Annotated in this window: 14 protein-coding genes; 4 read left to right on the forward strand and 10 right to left on the reverse strand. The window is 72.6% G+C overall.

Annotation, left to right across the window (positions count from 1 at the left end; translation table 11 throughout):
• Positions 1–76: 76 nt before the first annotated feature.
• Complete coding sequence (locus tag BT341_RS05230) at positions 77–283, forward strand: hypothetical protein (protein ID WP_072475180.1); 207 nt, start codon at positions 77–79, stop codon at positions 281–283.
• Positions 284–286: 3 nt separating this feature from the next.
• On the opposite strand, the gene BT341_RS05235 is transcribed toward BT341_RS05230, so the two are convergent.
• From BT341_RS05235 to BT341_RS05245, 3 genes are all read right to left on the reverse strand, one after another.
• Positions 287–1,795 carry a hypothetical protein gene (locus tag BT341_RS05235; protein ID WP_072475181.1) on the reverse strand — a complete coding sequence of 503 codons (1,509 nt, stop codon included), beginning with the start codon at positions 1,793–1,795 and terminating at the stop codon, positions 287–289.
• Between the two features lie 254 nt (positions 1,796–2,049).
• Entirely contained in the window at positions 2,050–3,429 is a 1,380-nt protein-coding gene (locus tag BT341_RS05240) for a DUF6880 family protein (protein ID WP_342750201.1), read from the reverse strand.
• A gap of 88 nt (positions 3,430–3,517) precedes the next feature.
• A complete protein-coding gene (locus tag BT341_RS05245) occupies positions 3,518–4,438 on the reverse strand; it encodes a nitrate- and nitrite sensing domain-containing protein (RefSeq protein WP_072475183.1) in 921 nt (306 codons plus the stop codon).
• Positions 4,439–4,571: 133 nt separating this feature from the next.
• Here BT341_RS05245 and BT341_RS05250 point away from each other — a divergent pair, with 133 nt between their 5' ends.
• On the forward strand, positions 4,572–4,889 hold the full coding sequence (locus BT341_RS05250; RefSeq protein WP_072475184.1) for a nucleotide pyrophosphohydrolase: 318 nt from the start codon (positions 4,572–4,574) through the stop codon (positions 4,887–4,889).
• Position 4,890: 1 nt separating this feature from the next.
• On the opposite strand, the gene BT341_RS05255 is transcribed toward BT341_RS05250, so the two are convergent.
• Together BT341_RS05255 and BT341_RS05260 are read right to left on the reverse strand one after the other, a co-directional pair.
• A complete protein-coding gene (locus BT341_RS05255; protein ID WP_072475185.1) occupies positions 4,891–5,178 on the reverse strand; it encodes a DUF3024 domain-containing protein in 288 nt (95 codons plus the stop codon).
• A gap of 23 nt (positions 5,179–5,201) precedes the next feature.
• The gene (locus BT341_RS05260) at positions 5,202–5,762 is read right to left on the reverse strand and encodes a P-loop nucleotide/nucleoside kinase family protein (RefSeq protein WP_072475186.1); all 561 of its coding nucleotides are present in this window, start codon (positions 5,760–5,762) and stop codon (positions 5,202–5,204) included.
• 50 nt (positions 5,763–5,812) lie between these two features.
• On the opposite strand from BT341_RS05260, the gene BT341_RS05265 reads away from it, so the two are divergent.
• Positions 5,813–8,050 (forward strand): helicase-associated domain-containing protein, encoded by a 2,238-nt coding sequence (locus tag BT341_RS05265; RefSeq protein ID WP_072475187.1) that lies wholly within the window; start codon positions 5,813–5,815, stop codon positions 8,048–8,050.
• On the opposite strand, the gene BT341_RS05270 is transcribed toward BT341_RS05265, so the two are convergent.
• Positions 8,047–8,685, reverse strand: a complete 639-nt coding sequence (locus BT341_RS05270; protein ID WP_072475188.1) for a class F sortase — start codon at positions 8,683–8,685, stop codon at positions 8,047–8,049. The genes BT341_RS05265 and BT341_RS05270 overlap by 4 nt on opposite strands.
• Entirely contained in the window at positions 8,682–9,149 is a 468-nt protein-coding gene (locus tag BT341_RS05275) for an excalibur calcium-binding domain-containing protein (protein WP_072475189.1), read from the reverse strand. Before BT341_RS05275 ends, BT341_RS05270 begins: the two co-directional genes overlap by 4 nt.
• A gap of 273 nt (positions 9,150–9,422) precedes the next feature.
• Here BT341_RS05275 and BT341_RS05280 point away from each other — a divergent pair, with 273 nt between their 5' ends.
• Complete coding sequence (locus tag BT341_RS05280; protein WP_072475190.1) at positions 9,423–10,049, forward strand: response regulator; 627 nt, start codon at positions 9,423–9,425, stop codon at positions 10,047–10,049.
• 188 nt (positions 10,050–10,237) lie between these two features.
• Here BT341_RS05280 and BT341_RS05285 read toward each other — a convergent pair whose 3' ends face one another.
• Genes BT341_RS05285 through cydB form a run of 3 tightly spaced genes read right to left on the reverse strand, consistent with a single transcriptional unit; the run spans position 10,238 to position 15,908 of the window.
• The gene (locus BT341_RS05285) at positions 10,238–11,626 is read right to left on the reverse strand and encodes a GAF domain-containing sensor histidine kinase (protein ID WP_072481792.1); all 1,389 of its coding nucleotides are present in this window, start codon (positions 11,624–11,626) and stop codon (positions 10,238–10,240) included.
• 59 nt (positions 11,627–11,685) lie between these two features.
• A complete protein-coding gene (gene cydD, locus BT341_RS05290) occupies positions 11,686–14,904 on the reverse strand; it encodes a thiol reductant ABC exporter subunit CydD (RefSeq protein WP_072475191.1) in 3,219 nt (1,072 codons plus the stop codon).
• Complete coding sequence (gene cydB / locus BT341_RS05295; RefSeq protein ID WP_072475192.1) at positions 14,901–15,908, reverse strand: cytochrome d ubiquinol oxidase subunit II; 1,008 nt, start codon at positions 15,906–15,908, stop codon at positions 14,901–14,903. Before cydB ends, cydD begins: the two co-directional genes overlap by 4 nt.
• Between the last annotated feature and the right edge of the window lie 55 nt (positions 15,909–15,963).

The following is a 15,963-nucleotide window of genomic DNA, read 5'->3' on the forward strand; positions in this document are numbered from 1 at the left end:
CCGATACCCCCGGCCGCCGGTGAAAGCGACCCTGAAGGAGTCAGGAAAACGGCTCTGAGCTGGGAGGAGGCCCACGATGTTCTCGATGATCCTCACGTGGGTCGGCGCGGTTCTCGGGCTGGCCTTGCTGATCGCGATGGCCGCCGGAACGTTCGTCGTGGACTTCGACGACCGGTTGCAGGAGCGCCGCCGCAAGGCTGTGCCAACCGGGGCCGGGGGCTTCGCCACCCGGAACCCCCGAAACCTCGCGAAGCCCGCCGAACCGGCAGGCCCCCTCCCCTAGGCGTCAGAGTCCGGCCAGCGCCGCCACGTAGGCGTCGGCGTCGTATTCGAGCGTTTCCACGTCCACCAGGCTGTTCTCCAGCGCGTCGATCAGCTGCTCGAAGATCTCGTCGCGGTCGAGCTCGCCCTCCTGCAGGCGTTGCGCGGCCTGCCAGGCTTCGGCGGGCTCGTCGTCCCAGAGCTGGTCGACGACGGTCGCGCGCAGGATCAGCCGCTGCTCGTCCTCGTCTTCGTCGGCTTCGGCGATGACGAGCGCCCGGCGCTGCTCCGGGTCGGTCGGGTCGAGGTCGACTTCCTCGTCCTCGATCTCCGTGGTCAGCGACGGCACGGCGAACATCCGGCGTTCCAGCGCGTCCGCCAGCTCGGTCGGCGACAGGTCGCCGACGTCGCCGAAGTAGCGCTCCAGCGGCGAGTCGTCTTCGTCGGCGTACTCGCTCAGGTAGTCGGCGACGGCTTCGTCGAGCGCGGCGATCGCCGTCTCGGTCAGCCCGGCCCGCTCGGCCGTCCACTGCACCCAGGCGAGGACGACCGGCTCGACGGCGTCCTCGTGGTCGGCGTCCAGCTCGTACTCCTCGCCGAGCACGCCTTCGAGGAACCGCGCGATCTTCTCGGGCCCGACGCGCAGCGGGTTCGCCGGGTCGGTGCGCAGGCCGTGCTCCAGCAGGAGCGTCCCGATCGCGCGAGCGGCGTCGGCGTCTTCGCCGCTCGCCGCGACGAACTGCTCGACGACGGCGGCCCGTTCGTCGTCGGACCACGCGGCGACCTCGGGGACGAGCGCGGGTTCGGGCAGCTCGCGCGACCACGTCAGCGCGATGGCGTGGAAGCGCCCGTAGTCCTCGCTGACGTCGGCGTCCTCGAGGTGGTCGGTCGCGGCGAGGCCGTCGGAGAGCAGGCGGTGCGCCTCGGCGGGGTCGACCGCCTCGAACACGACCAGCTCGGGATCTGCTTCGGCCTGTTCGCGCATCTCGGCGAGGACGTCCGCGGGCTGCTCGATCACGACGAGGTCCCGCACCCGGCCGCCTTCGGTGAAGTCGAGCAGCGCAAGCAGGCCGTACGCCGTGTCGCCGTGGGAGAAGACGCAGAGCAGGGACGATTCGTCGCCGTAGACGTCACCGGTCCGCCAGCACTCGCCGGCGGTGACGCGGCCGAGGTCCGCGGCCCAGGCGGGCTCGGGAATGCCGCGACCGAGGACGACCTGCAGCCCGGCCTCGGCGGCCTTGCGCTCGACGTCGGTCTCCGCGACGACCTTCAGCGCGGCCAGCAGCGCCGCGGCGCCGGGCGTGATCTTGCGCTGCGCGAAACCGATCAGCTCCAGGCCCAGCGGCTCGTCGCCGTCTTCGAGCGGCACGTCGCGGAACTGGCCGAGGACTTCGGAGGCGAGCAGCTCGACGTCGACCGGCGCGGGGTCGGCGCCCAGCGCCGAGAAGTCGTTCAGGATTTCCTTGAACAGGCCGGTCACGCTGTGGGTGACGGGCTGCGGGGCCTTCTTGCGGGCGCGACTCACCGGGCTCATGGCTTCATGTTTTCACCTGCGCGACTTCATGCGGGGGCCCGGGTGGCGAAGCCCCGCATGTCACAGCTCAGCGGTCGCGGTGGCCCTGGCGCGGGTCCCGCCGGGTGCTCGACGGGGAGGCGCCGAGCCGGACGGCGGGACAGGGCCACCGCGACGTCGCTGGCCAGAGCGGCGTCATCGCCTTGGCGCGCTAGCGGTGTCCCGGTGCACGTGCACACCGGTTCACCGGGGTCAACGAGAGGCGTGGGGCGAGGTTACGAGGCTTTTCGGGGGGTCCGGGTGGCGGCGCCCCCGGCCCGGGGCGGAGTCCCGGCTGTCACGGCTTTGGGCAACGCGATTCGCGCGGCGCGGATTTCCGTGATCAGCCGGGTTTTCCGGCGGTGGGTTTCCACCAGCGCGGCGAGGTAGGCGGTGAACTCGTCCGCGGTCTCGGCGCGTTTGTGCAAGGTGCGCAACAGCTTCAGCCGGCGCGCGGCCTCGCGGTAGGCGTGCGGGTCCTTGCGCTCGATCAGCTCCTCGACGTGCTCGCGGAACACCGGGATCGTCTCGGCCGGGTGCTCGGCGGCCCGCTGTTCGGCCAGTTCGAGCTTGAGCTGCGGTGACGCCCCGAACCGGACGCAGGCGCGCCAGGCTTCGTCGGGACGGCCGTCCTCGAGCAGCACGCGGGCCAGCTCGTCGGCCTGCTCGACGCCTTCGGCGGCCAGCTCGCGCAGCCGGGCGAGCGCGGCCCGGCGTTGCGCCGTCCACTTCCCCTCGGCCTGCGCGGCTTCACGCAGCGCAAAGTACGTCTCGCGGCTTGGCCGGTCGTCGAACTCCCTGCGCCGCCGGGTCGTTTCGCTGTCGCTGTCGCTGTCACGGCTCGCGGGCTCCGGCGGGTGCTTGTCGTGCGTGAGGGCGCGGGCGGCGTGGGCGATGGCCTCGCTGTGCCGTCCGGCGGCCCGCAGCACCCGGACGATCTTGAGGCTGACGTCGACGCGCGGCGGCTTGGCCGAGAGGATCGCGACCAGCTCGTCGACGTCGCCGCGCACTTCCGCCAGCTGCTCCCGCAGCCGTTCGGCCACGTCGCGGCGGTGCCCGGACACGCCCGTGGCGAGCACGTCGTCCACAGTGGACTTGATGCGCGCGAGCCCGCGCTCGCCCAGCGCCGTCGCGAACTCGGCGAGTTCGAGCACCGGCCAGCCGGGACCGTCGAACTCGACTTCGAGGATCCAGTCCGCCAGCTTCTCCGGGTCCGGCGGCCGGGCGGCGCACGCGCGGGCGTACAGCTCGACGGCGCGTTCCAGCCGGTCACCGAGGTCGCCGGCGTGGTCGCCGGACTGCTCGAGGACCTCGCTGATGTCGTCGACCGTCCGGCGGGCGAGCGGGGCCAGGTCGGCGCGGCTGCCGGCGTCGAGCATGCGCTGCAGCGTGTCGAGGACCGCGCCGATCTTCGCGGTGTACTCGACGTTCCCGTCGGTCACCGCGGTGTCCAGCAGCCGGTGCGCCTCACTGACGTCACCGGATTGGGTGGCGGCGCGCAGTTCGAGCGAATGCCGTAGCTCAGGGTCACGCTCGGCTTGGGCGTGCAGCAGGTCCGCCAGCGTCTCCGCGTCCAAAGTGCGCAGGTAGGGGCGAAGATCCGAGTGGGGACTCACGCGCACCAGTCTGCCCGACCACGTCGGCTCGGCGTGTGGGCCAACCGCGTGCTCTTTTCGGCGTAACCGGTGACGGCGGGTGACGTGCTCATCGACGGCGCAAGTCGTCGAGCACGGCTTTCATCGGCCAGGGTTCGGGTGCGCGCGGCCGTCGTGACGCTGCGTGCCGGGGTCGCGGGATCGCCGCCCGCATCGTCGGCACCATGATCGGCACGACCGGCACCGGCACGCGCGCGACCAGCCGCCGCACGACGACGAGCAGCAGCGCGGCCCCCAGCAGCAGCGCCGCACTCGCGGCGAGCGCGCCGGTCAGCGTCCGGCGGCCTTCGTCGAGGGTGAGCTGCACGGCGTACTGGTTCTGCTGCGTGTACAGGAAGCCGAGTTGCTGCGACACGGTGTACGCGGCGCTGCGCCAGGTGGACTCGGGGACGGGCAGCGGCCGGCCGGCGGCCAGGGCGTCTTCGGCAGCGGTCAGCGTGGTCCAGTCGGCGCTGCGGGTGAGCGACTCGTATGCCGTCCGGCCACTGTCGGTGAGCTGCGGCGCGATCCGGGCCAGCCCGGTCCGGTAGCCGGCGACGGCCTCGGCGAACGACGGCCGCGTGACGTCGTCGAGCCCGGCCAGCGCGAGGGAATCGGAGCGGTACATGCCTTCGGCGGCGGAAAGCAGCTCGACCGCGGTCATCTGCTGGTAGGCCGATTCCGCGTCCGGCGCGTGACGGGCGTAGTCGCGCAGGCCGTCGATGGCGGTGTCGATCCGCCGGGTGAAATTCGCGTACGCGGCGGAACGCCGGCCAGGCACGGACATCGCTTCACTGCGCTGGGTCCGGAGCGCGACCACGGCGCGGGCGGTCCGGTCGGCGGCGTTGGCCGTCTCCACCCCGGCGTCGCGGGTGCGATCGGCTTGCTGCACCAGGAAGAACGCGATCACGAGGGCCACGAGGACGAGCGCGCCGCCGGGGACGAACGCGATGCACAACATGCGGCCGCGGACGGATCGCAGGTACTTCAAGACGTTCCTTTCCCGGTCTTGGGCCCGCACACATCCCGACGAAGTTCAACCTATTGAGTGAGAGATTCACCGGTCAACGGCAGTCCGCCATACGGCTGTTAGCGCACCGTGACGGCCGGGGACAATCGGCACCGTGACCTTCGACGACGTGACCGAGCGGCTCCGCGGCTTCGCGGCGGCCCGCGCCTGGGAGCCGTACCACACCCCGAAGAACCTAGTGATGGCGTTGTCCGGCGAGGTCGGCGAGCTGACCTCGTTGTTCCAGTGGCTGACGCCGGAGGAGTCCGACGCGTGGCGCGAGGATCCTTCGCTGGAGGCGCAGGTCCTGGACGAGATCGCCGACGTCACGCTCTACCTGCTGCAGCTGGCGGACCGCCTCGGCGTGGACCTGGCGGCCGCGGCGCACGCGAAGATCGACCGCAACGAGCTGCGCTTCCCGCCGCCGGACTGAGTCAGAGCCGGCCGAGCAGGGGCGGCGGAGTGCTGGCGACGGGCCCGTCCGGATCGGCCAGCCACCCGCCGGCGCCGTCGGACCGCAGCATCGACCAGATGCCGAAGGAGTCGAGCCGCAGCTGCGCGATGTCCCGCTCGGTCCCGGCGTCGGCGTGCAGTTCGACGATGGTGACCACCCCGTCCCGGACCCGGCACTCGACGGTGAGGCGATCACGGAGGTGCTCGGGCACCCGCCGCGCGCACCACCGTTCGATCTGCCGCAGCGCGAGTTCGGGGATCACGGTCATGACTCCAGTGAACAACACGGCCCTCAGCGGGCGGAAACCCCGTCGACCAGCGCGACGACATCGGCATAGGTCTGCTCGGGCGTGCGCCCGCCGGTGGGCACTACAAGGCAGCCCGGCCGCAGCGGGAGGTAGGCGGCGAGCTGGTCGTGAATGCGTTCGACGACGGCGGCCCCACCGAGTTCGTTGACGACGTCGTCGACGCCACGGGTCGTGGCGTCCCCACCGGCGGCCCGCCCGGCGAACCGCGCGCAGGCAACGGGTTTCGGCGCGGTCAGCAGGATCTCCCGGTATTCGGCCCCACACTGCCGAGCAGCGGTTTCGAAGGGCTCGACATCGGCAACGCGGGTGGCGAGCTGCGGCATGACGACGTCGTGCCCGGTCCGCAGGTGCGTCTCGGCCATGGCGAGCGCGAGCAGCTGCGCGGCCCTGAAGGTCTGGAAGAAGGTGTCCCGCCAGCCCCCGATGAGGCAGACGACCCGATCGGTGTCGAGATCGAGCACGCCGGGATGCCGTTCAGCGTAACTGAGCGCGATCGTCGACTTCCCGATCCCGGAGGGCCCGTTCAGGTGGATGAGCCGTGGCACCGGCCCGACCGTACCGGCGGCGGTGAACCGGTCGCCAGTAGCCTCGGAGCATGACCACCGCCGACGAGCTGCTCGGCAGGCTCGCTGCCATGGGGCGGGACGAGCTGGCGGACGTGCTGGGCCACCGGCCGGACGTGCTGCGGGATCCGTGGCCGCGGCGGCTCGACGTCGTCGCGGCGCGGCTTGCCTCCGCCCAGTCCGTCAACGATGCCGTGCTCGGGCTTGCCCTGCCGCAGGTGCAGGTCGTGCGCGCCGTTCAGGTCGGGTACGCCTTGGGAAAGCGGCCCATGCCGGTCACCGAAATCGCGCGGCTCCTCGGCGCCGCTCCCGGTCGCGTCGAGTCCGTTGTGGACGAACTTACTGCGCGGGCCCTGCTGTGGCGCGACTCCGGCGGCGTCACCCTTCCCGACCTCCTGCGCAAGAACACCTTTCGCGCCGAAGGACTCGGGCAGCCGGTCGCGGATCTGCTGGGGGAAATCGGCCACATGCGCCGCGCGCGGCTGTGCCGGGTCCTCGGGCTGCCCGAAGGACTGCAGAACCTCGTGCGCTTCTACCGCGACGGTGACCGCGTGCGCGAGCTGTTCCGCACCGCGCCCGAGCCGGCGCGGAAACTGTTGCGGGACATGGCCGACGGCGTTCCCGAAATCGACGGCGTCGCGCCGGACGGCTGGCCGTTCGAGCACGGTTTCCTGTTCGCCACCCACCACGGCGGCGCCGTCATGCCGATCGAGGTGGCGCTCGCCCTGCGCGGTCCGGACCACCAGCTGCCGTTCACGCCCGACGAGCCCGGGTGTCCCGTCACGCACGTCGGCACGGAGTCGGCCGAAGCCACGTCGTCGGCCGCCGCCTTGCGGTTGCTCGACCGCGTCTCGGCGCTCCTCGACCTGGCCGCCGAACCGTTGCCGCTGCTCAAGGACGGCACGATCGGGACGCGCCTGGTCAAGAAGCTCGCCAAGGAGACCGGCGCGACACCGCCGGAGATCGAGCTGGCCCTCGACCTCGCGGCGCAGGCCGGGCTGCTGCTGGCCGACGAGCCGCCTCCGGCGCGTCGCGGCCAGCAGGCGCCCACGCTCGCGCCCGACCCCGGCCTGGCCCGGCCGGAACCGGCGCTGCTCTACCGTCTTCTGCTCACGACCTGGTGGGACCCGGTGCCGCCGGAGTACGAGACGGACGTCGCCACGCTGGTGCGGCACCTCGTCGTGCGGCTGCTGGCGCGGCTCGAACCCGGCACGGCGATCGCGGATGTCGACGCGCTGACCACGCTCGCCGAGTGGCACGCGCCGATGCTGCCGACCGAGGACTTCGCCGGGCAGGTCCAGGACGCGCTTTCCGAGTCCGAGCTGCTCGGCGTCGTCGCGCACGGCGCCGTCACCGCGGCCGGTCGCGCCCTCCTCGGCGACGGCAAGCTGGTCGAAGTCACCGGCGAGCTGGTCGCCCGCGCGCGGACGACGGCGTTGTTCGGCACCGACCTGACCGCGATCGTGCCGGGTTCGCCGGACGCCCGGCTCGCCGCGTCGCTCGACCGCGTCGCCGACCGCGAGGCTCAGGGCACCGCGACCAGCTGGCGGTTCTCGCCCGCCAGCGTGCGACGGGCGTTCGACCAGGGCACGACGGCCGCGGAGCTGCTCGGCGAGCTGCGCGCGATCGCCGCGGGCGAGCTGCCGCAACCACTGGTGTACCTGGTCAACGACGTCGCGCGGCGGCACGGCGAGGCGCAGGTGCACGAGGTCGCGAGCGTCGTCGTCGGGGAACCGGCCGTGCTCGCGGAACTCGCCGCGCACCGCAAGCTGGCCAAGCTCGGCCTGCACGCGGTGGCGCCGACCGTGCTGACGTCCACGGTGGACGCTTCGGGCACGCTGGAGGCGTTGCGTGACGCGGGGTACGCGCCGACCCGCCACGCCGCCGACGGCAGCATCGTGCTGCCCGCCCGCGAACCGGCGGCGCCGACGGCCGTCATCCGGGACGCGCAGCCGGCCGATGGGCCGCCCGATCCGCTCCGCCACGCCGAACGGCTGCTCGCGGCGCCGGCGACCGGGCCCACCCTGCTGCGCGGGCAGCTGGCCCGTGCGATGAGCGACCGCTACGCGGGCCGTCTGACGCCGAAGCAGCAACAGCTCTGCTGGCAGCTGGAGGCCGGCATCCCCGCGGAGGTCGTCTATCGCGGGGACGCCGGGCCCGTCCGGCTGGTGATCGCGTACCCCGAGCTGGACGGCGACGTCCTGGACGTCTGGTCGCTCGGCGACCGCGGCTACCGGCGGCTCGAGCTGGCCCGGGTCGATCTGGCCTAGTCCTCGACGGCCGTGAGCCGCGCGTAGACCACGACGTTGTCCAGGTAGTTTCCACTCGATCGGTCGAATTCGCCGCCGCACGTGATGAGCCGCAGCTCGGGCTCGGCCGTGTCGCCGTAGACCTCGTCCGTCGGGAACTCCGCCTTCGCGTAGCGGTCCACGCGGTAGACAGTGAAGACCGCGGTCCGGCCATCCGCGCGGCGGACCTTCGCCTGCTCACCCGGACGCAGCTCCTTCAACCGGAAGAAGGCGCCCGGGACGTGCTTGTAGTCGACGTGCGCGGCCAGCACCGCCGGCCCGATCTCGCCGGGCGACGGCGCGCCGGTGAACCAGCCGACCGTCGTCGCGTCGCCCGGGACCTCCAGCTCGCCGTTCGGCGTCAGCCCGAGGTCCTTGATGCCGTCGGCCCGCACGCCGATCGCCGGGATGCTCAGGGACGCCGGCTTCGCCGCCGGGAGCGCGCCGCCGGAGGGTGTGGCCGTGGTCGCCGGCGCGATCTCGACGGGCGTGGCGGACGGCGGTGCGAGCGGGACCGCCGGGCGCGGCGAGAAGGCGAAGATGGCGGCCACCACGAAGATCGCGCCGAGCGCGGCGGCGACCGCCGTGACCGCCGGCCACAGGCGCGGGTGCCTCAACTCGTGCGCCGGCGCAGGTAGAGCACCATGCCACCGGAGGCCGCCGCGGCGAGCAGCGCGCCGCTTGCCACCAGGAACCCGGGCACGCTCTCGTCCGGCTCACCGCCGCCGGTGGCCACGCCGCCGACCGGCTTGATCTTCACCTGGCTGCCCGTCGCGGGCTTCTTGGCCGTGGTTTTCGGCGCGGTTTTCGCCGTGGTGGCGGCCTTTTCCGGCACCGGCGCGGTTGTGTGCTGCCGCGGGCGCGACGGCAGCGACTCGCAGGCCTTGCCGTCCTTGTCCTCGTCGAGGTGGTTGGGGTCGGCCGGATCCCGGTCGAGCACCGCCTGCGCGTCTTCCTGGTACTGGAAGTCCGAGCAGTCCCTGTCCGCGGCGAGCTGCGCGGAGGCGAGGGGAATGGGGCCGACGAAGGCGAGGCCGGCGGCGACGGCGGCCGTCGTCAGGGCACGGCGGAACAAGGACACCGGAAGTCCTTTCGGGGAAGAATCGGGGCGAATGTGCTGGTTACTATCGCGGCCGCGGCGGCCCTGTTACGGAGTTTCGCGAATGTCGGCGGCTCACCGGAACCGGTCTGGCTGGTGATTCTTTCTCGTTCGTCTTTGACCTGCGTAGTCGTCGGCGGAAATACGCACCCGCGGAACTGTTACGTGGTTTCCGGTCACACTTTGGGCGTATGGCCGGTGTGACGTGCGGACCGGACGTCACCACGGCGCCGGCACACCCCGTAGCCTGGGGATATGCCGATCCAGGTACTGCTCGTCGACGACCACGAACTGGTCCGCCGAGGGCTCCGCGACCTCCTCGGCGACGAGCCCGACATCGAGGTCGTCGCCGAGGCGAGCAGCGTCGAAGAGGCACTGGCGGTGGCCATGCACGTCGAGCCGGAGGTCGCGGTGGTCGACGTCCGCCTCGGCGACGGCGACGGCATCACGCTCTGCCGCGAGCTGCGGTCCAAGCCGAACCCGCCGGCCTGCCTGATGCTGACGGCGTTCGACGACGAGGAGGCGATGGTCGGCGCGATCATGGCCGGCGCCGCCGGCTACCTGCTCAAGCAGGTGCGGGGGCAGGACGTCGTGCACGCGGTGCGCGAGGTGGCAGCCGGGCGGTCGCTGCTGGACCCGCTGAGCACCGCGCGGGTGCTGGACAAGATGCGGCACCCGCCGACGGACGAGCTGGCGACGCTGACCGAACGTGAGCGGGACGTGCTGGAGCTGATCGGCCAGGGGTTGTCGAACCGCGAGATCGCCGAGCGGCTGTTCCTCGCCGAGAAGACGGTCAAGAATTACGTCACGTCCGTGCTCGCGAAGCTGGGCATGCAGCGCCGGACGCAGGCCGCCGCCTGGATCGCGCGCCGGGAGAAGTGACTCTGCGCGGCAATCGTGTCCGCAAGCCTCCGTTCGCTGCGTTGTGGTCACGGACTGCCATGTCGATCAGCGCTTTTCCCGCTTCACTTTCACTCGAACGTGAGTCGAATATGTGTTCGACGAACCGGTACGATCTTCCTTGAGGGCGAGGAAGGGAGGCTGGATGACCCGAGAAGGCTAGATCGCGGTCAATCGAGTGGGAGGTCGAACGCGACGAGTGTGCCGAGACTGGGCGAGGAGTTCAGGAAGAACTTGCCGCCCGCGGCGTCCGCGCGTTCGGCGAGATGACGCAGGCCACGAGTGGCGACGCCTTGGGGAACACCGGAACCGTTGTCCCGGACGCGGAGTTTCACGCCGCCGGCGTCCCTGGTGAGGGTCACGCGGGTTTCACTGGCACCGGAGTGTCTGACCACATTGGACAGTGCTTCGCGCAGCGCGGCCCGGATGTGGTCGGCGCGTTCGGCGGGGATGTCGGCGAATTCGCCGGACAGCTCCAGGGTCGGCGGGTACCCGAGCAGCTCGCCGGCGATGCGGACCTCGCCGCGCGCCGACTCGGCGAGGTCGGTGGGCGTGCCGGTGTCGTGGCGAGGCTCCGGTGACCGCAGCGCGCGCACAGTGCCCCGGATCTCCTCGATGGTCTGGTCGAGCTGGTCGATCGCGTCCGAGAGGCGAGCACCATCGGCCTGAGCGAATCGTTTGCGCATGTTGCGCCGGACCCGGTCGAGCTGCATGCCGGCGCCGTAGAGCCGCTGGACGATGACGTCGTGAAGCTCGCGGGCGATCCGCTCCCGCTCTTCGTAGAGCGCGACGCGGTGCCGGGCGTTGGCGCCTTCGGCGAGAGCGAGCACGACGCCGGCCTGGGCAGCGAAGGCGACGAGCATCTCGACGGTCCCGGCCGAGAAGGGCTCACGGCCCCGCTTGCGGTAGACGGTGAGAGCGCCGAGAACCCGCCCTCCAGAGCCGAACGGTGCGGCGGCGAAGGGGCCGTAGCCCTGCAGCTCGGCGGGCACGAAAGGCGCCGTACGTGGATCGACGGTGAAGTCGGCACTGGCGACGGGCTCACCACCGCGGGCCACCCGCCCGGCAGCGGAGTCCGCGGGGAGGGCCAGGCCGCGGAGGGATTCACCGGCGGTCGTGGACGTGCCCTGGTCGCGGGACGGTTCGGCGGCTGCTGGTCGCGCACTCGCGGCGGCAGTTGGCTCGCCCGGCGCAGGGCTGCCCGCTGCCCCGGCAACGTCGACCACTGGTCGCGCACTCGCGCCGGCGGTTGGCTCGCCTGACGCGAGGCTGCCTGCTGTCCCGCTGCCGGTCGCTGGCGGCTCCGCCTCCGTGCTCCAGCCGGCGCGCGGGTCGGCCACCTCGCCTACCTCCGGGTGGGGGTTTGCGTAGTGCGCCGCTTCCACCACCACTCGGCCGTCTTCCGCGCTCACCATCGCCAGGCCCAGGTCCGCGTCCGCCAGTTCGGCCGCCCTGGCCACGACCGTGTCCAGCACCGCTCCCGGGTCGTCGCCGGACAGGGCGGTGCTCGTGATCTCCGTGGCTGCGGACAGGGCCCGCGCGGCAAGCGTTGGATCCATGAGTTCCGTCATTATCGCGCGGTGCTGCGGCGGGGCGGCAAGCACGCTTCCCGAATCGATCACGAAACCGGCACCCGCGCGACGACCCGCCCGTCGCGGACCTCCAGCACCACGTCCGCGCCTTGCGCCTCCTCCGGGCGGTGCGTCACGTGCACCACAGTCCGGCCCGCCAGCGCGTCACGCAGCCTCGCGCGCACCGCCTGAGCCGTCGGCTCGTCGAGGTGCGCCGTCGGCTCGTCCAGCACCACCAGCCCCGACGACGGCGCCCCCAGCAACGCCCGCGCCAACGCCACCCGCTGCGCCTGACCACCGGAGAGGCCGCTGCCGCCGCTGCCGAGCAATGTCGACAACTCGACATCATCCAACGCCGCCTGGTGCAACGCCTCGCGCAGCTCGTCCTCGGTCGCCGTCGGGCGGGCGAGGCGCAGGTTTTCCGCGACGGTCGTGGCCGCGAGCATCGGCTCCTGCGGCGCCCACGCGACGGCCTCCGGGACCGCCACCACTCCGCGCCGAGGCTCGAGGAAGCCCAGCAACGCGGCCATGAGCGTCGACTTCCCGGCGCCACTCGGCCCGACGACCGCGGCGTACGTCCCCGGCGCGAGGTCGAGGTCGACGTCGCGCAGCACCACCGGTCCGCCCGGCCAGCCGAGGTCGGCCTCCCGCAGCACCACGCGGCTGTCGACGACTCGCGACGCGGGCCGCTCGGGTGTGTCGGCCAAGCGACGGCGGGCGCGCTGCAGCGTGTCCCAGTGCTGGGCCACCGGCGGCAGCAGCGCCAGCACCTCGGCCAGCGCCAGGGGCACCAACGCCAGCAGCGGCGCAAGCACCGGGTCGAGCCGTCCGGCCGCGACCGCGGCCCCCGCGAGTGCTGTGCTCGCCACCGCTGCCGCGCCGCAGGTCAACGTCACCACGGCTTCGGCCGCACCCGCGCCGAACGCCTGCCGGCGCGCCTCCGCCACCAGGCGCGTGTCGGCCTCCGCGAGGGCTTGGCGGTGGTCGCGGGCCTTGCCGAAGGCGAGCAGTTCGGCCGCCGCTTCGAACATCACCAGGACTCGCGACGACACCTCACGCCGCCCGTCCGCCAGCGCCGACGTCGCACGACGCTCCACCCGCAACGCCACCCAAGGCGTGCACAGGCCCAGCGCGACCGCCGCCGTCAAGGCCAGTCCCGCCGCGGGCAGGACCCACGTCTGCACGGCGATCGCCCCCGCCGCGACCAGCGCCACCACCAGCGGCGGCGATACCACCCGCGGCAGCAGGTCGCGCACCGTGTCGACGTCGGCGACCAGGCGACGCTGTCCTTCGCCCGCGCGCAGGCTCCGCGCCGGCCCGAGGCGGACCAGCGAATTCCACAGCCGCACCCGCAGCCCGCCCGCGATGCGGAACGCGGCGTCGTGCGTGACCAGCCGTTCCACGTACCTCAGCCCCGCGCGGCCGAGCCCGAACGCGCGGACGCCGACCACCGCGACCGTCAACGTCAGGATCGGCGGCTGCTGCGACGCCTTGGCGATCAGCCAGCCCGACGTCGCGGTCAGCGCCACCCCGGCCAGCAAGGCCACCGCACCCAGCACGGCGCCGCCGAAGAGCCGGCCGTCGAGCAGTGCCCGCCAGCCGAGCGGCGGCCGAGAATCGTCCACTGTGGACGTCTCCGGAACGGCCGCCGCTTCTGGCGACATGTCGACAGCCGTCGTGCGCTCGTGGGCCGCGATGATCGCCGCCGCGCCGTTGTCGACGGCGCGCTGCACCGCGTCGAGCACCAGGCGGGCGTTGACCTCGTCGAGGTGCGCCGTCGGCTCGTCGAGCAGCAGCAGCCACGCGCCGCTCCGCACCCGATGCAACGCGCGCGCCACCGCGACGCGCTGACGCTGCCCCAGCGACAGCCGGTCCACCGGGCGGTCCGCGAGCCCGTCGAGACCGAGTTCGGCGAGCGACGCACCCGAGCCGACCTCCTCGCGGACCGTGCCGCCGGTGAACACCGGGGACTGCGGCACCCACGCGACCTGCTCGCGCCAACGCTCGAGGTCGGCGTCGGCGAGGTTCGTCGTGCCGACCGTGATGGCACCGTCGTGCGCTGGGACGAAGCCGAGCAGCGCCGAAAGCGTCGTCGACTTGCCGCCGCCGCTCGGGGCGCGCAGCCAGACCGTCTCGCCCGGACGGACGACGAACGTCTCGCCGTCCGGCGCGAACCCGCTGCGGCGCGCCACGCGCAGCGACGAAACGCGCAGCTCGCCCCGCGGCGGGACGGCGCTCCCGCGAGCGGCGACCGGCAACGCCGGCAGGTCGGCGACGCGCCGGACCGCCTCGACACCGTCTTCGCTGGCGTGGAACGCGGCGCCGACGGCCCGCAGCGGCTGATAGCACTCCGGCGCGAGGATCAGCACGCCGAGCCCGATGGCCAGCGGCAGGTGGCCGCCGACGAGCCGGACACCGATCACCACCGCGACCAGCGCCACCGACAGCGTCGCGATCAGTTCGAGTACGAACGCCGAGGAGAAGGCGACCTTCAACGTCTTGAGCGTCGCGCGGCGGTGGCGTTCGGACAGCTGCCGGACGGTCTCGGCCTGCGCGGTGGCCCGGCGGAACGCGGTCAGCACCGGCAGCACGCGGACGAGTTCCAGGAGCCGTTCGGACATCCGGTGCGTCGCGTCCGTCGCCCCGGCGACGCGTCCGGCCGTGAACTTCCCGACGAGGATCGCGAACACCGGCAGCAGCGGGACCGTCAGCGCGACGATGACGCCGGACGGCCAGTCGGCGAACAGGATCGCCGCGCCGGCGCCGAGCGGCACGACGGCCGCCGTCACCAGCGCGGGCAGGTATTCGCGGAAGTACGCGTCGAGGGCGTCGAGCCCGCGGGTGGTCAACGCCGTCAGCTCGCCGTGCCCGCGGCGGGCGATCCACTCGGGACCCAGGCGAAGCGCGTGGTCGACGGCCCGGGCGCGCAACTCGCGTTGCGCCGTCGCGGCCGCGCGGGCGGAGACCGTGCGCACCGCCCAGCCGGTCACGGCGCGCGTCGCGACGAGCGCGAGCAGCGCGGCCAGCTGGGCGGTGCGTCCCCCGGAACCTGCTCCGACGATCGCCGCGAGGACGTCGGCGAGCAGGAATGCCTGTGCCACCAGCGCGGCGGCGTTGAGGAACGCGAGGAACCCCACCAGGGCCAGCGCCCGGCGCACGGCAGGCACGAGGGCCGGCAATGCGCCGAGCGGGCCCTTTCCCGGCCGCGCCGAGTCCACTGTGGACTCCGAGGCGGAAAGGGGAGCGCGTCCGGGAAGATTGGTCATGGCGCGTGGACCGCCGGAATGTGCTGCGTGCCGATGCGCTTGCGGAACACCCAGTACGTCCAGCCCTGGTAGATCAGCACGGCCGGAGCACCGAAGACGGCGACCCAGGTCATGACGGTCAGCGTGTACGGGCTCGACGCGGTGCCTTCGATCGTCAGCGTGTTGGCGGCGTCGAGCGTCGACGGGAGCACGTTCGGGAAGAGCGCCCCGAACAGCGTGACGGCGGCGCCGGCGATGACCACGGCGAGCGCGGCGAAGGCCTGTCCGTCGCGGTCGGCGCGCAGCCGCAGCCAGGCGACGGCCGCCGCGAGAGCACTGATCCCGAACGAGAGCAGCGTCCACAGCGTGCCCTGACGCCACTGGACGACCGCGAGGAACGCGACGATCGGCACCATGGCGGGCGGCAGCAGCCGCAGGGCCAGCGAGCGCGCACGTTCGCGCAGCTCACCGCTGGTTTTGAGGGCGAGGAACGCGGCGCCGTGGGTGATCGAGAAGGCGGCGATGGCGACCGCACCGAGCAGGGTTTCCCACCGGAAGGCGGCGAACGCGGAACCGACGCGGTTGCCTTCGGCGTCCAGCGGCAGGCCGAGGACGGTGGTGGCGAGGATCAGGCCGACACCCAGCGGCGGGATCCACGAGCCGAGCACGATGACGCGGTCCCAGGTGCGCCGCCAGCGCTCGGAGTCGACCTTGCCGCGGTACTCGAAGGCGACGCCGCGGCCGATGAGGGCGAGCAGCACGAGCAGGAGTGGCAGGTAGGCGGCCGAAAACAGGCTGGCGTACCACCCGGGGAAGGCGGCGAACATCGCTCCGCCGGCGACGATGAGCCAGACCTCGTTGCCGTCCCAGACCGGACCGATCGTGTTGACCATGACGCGGCGCTCGGTGTCGTCGCGCCCGAGGACCGGCAGCAGCATGCCGACGCCGAAGTCGAAGCCCTCGAGGAACAAGTAGCCGAGCCAGAAGAAGGCGATGACGACGAACCAGACGATGTCGAGGGTCATCACGCACCTCCACCCGACCAGTCGCGGTGAGTTATCCACAGCAAGGCGAGTTGTC

This window comes from Amycolatopsis australiensis, from assembly GCF_900119165.1.
Classification (GTDB): Bacteria; Actinomycetota; Actinomycetes; order Mycobacteriales; family Pseudonocardiaceae; genus Amycolatopsis; species Amycolatopsis australiensis.

What these genes read in the sequence shown, in the direction of transcription:
- BT341_RS05230 (WP_072475180.1), top strand. Translation starts at nt 77, where the DNA reads ATGTTCTCGATGATCCTCACGTGGGTCGGCGCGGTTCTCGGGCTGGCC.
- BT341_RS05235 (WP_072475181.1), bottom strand. Translation starts at nt 1,795, where the DNA reads ATGAGCCCGGTGAGTCGCGCCCGCAAGAAGGCCCCGCAGCCCGTCACC.
- BT341_RS05255 (WP_072475185.1), bottom strand. Translation starts at nt 5,178, where the DNA reads ATGACCGTGATCCCCGAACTCGCGCTGCGGCAGATCGAACGGTGGTGC.
- BT341_RS05265 (WP_072475187.1), top strand. Translation starts at nt 5,813, where the DNA reads ATGACCACCGCCGACGAGCTGCTCGGCAGGCTCGCTGCCATGGGGCGG.
- BT341_RS05280 (WP_072475190.1), top strand. Translation starts at nt 9,423, where the DNA reads ATGCCGATCCAGGTACTGCTCGTCGACGACCACGAACTGGTCCGCCGA.
- BT341_RS05285 (WP_072481792.1), bottom strand. Translation starts at nt 11,626, where the DNA reads ATGGATCCAACGCTTGCCGCGCGGGCCCTGTCCGCAGCCACGGAGATC.
- cydD (WP_072475191.1), bottom strand. Translation starts at nt 14,904, where the DNA reads ATGACCAATCTTCCCGGACGCGCTCCCCTTTCCGCCTCGGAGTCCACA.
- cydB (WP_072475192.1), bottom strand. Translation starts at nt 15,908, where the DNA reads ATGACCCTCGACATCGTCTGGTTCGTCGTCATCGCCTTCTTCTGGCTC.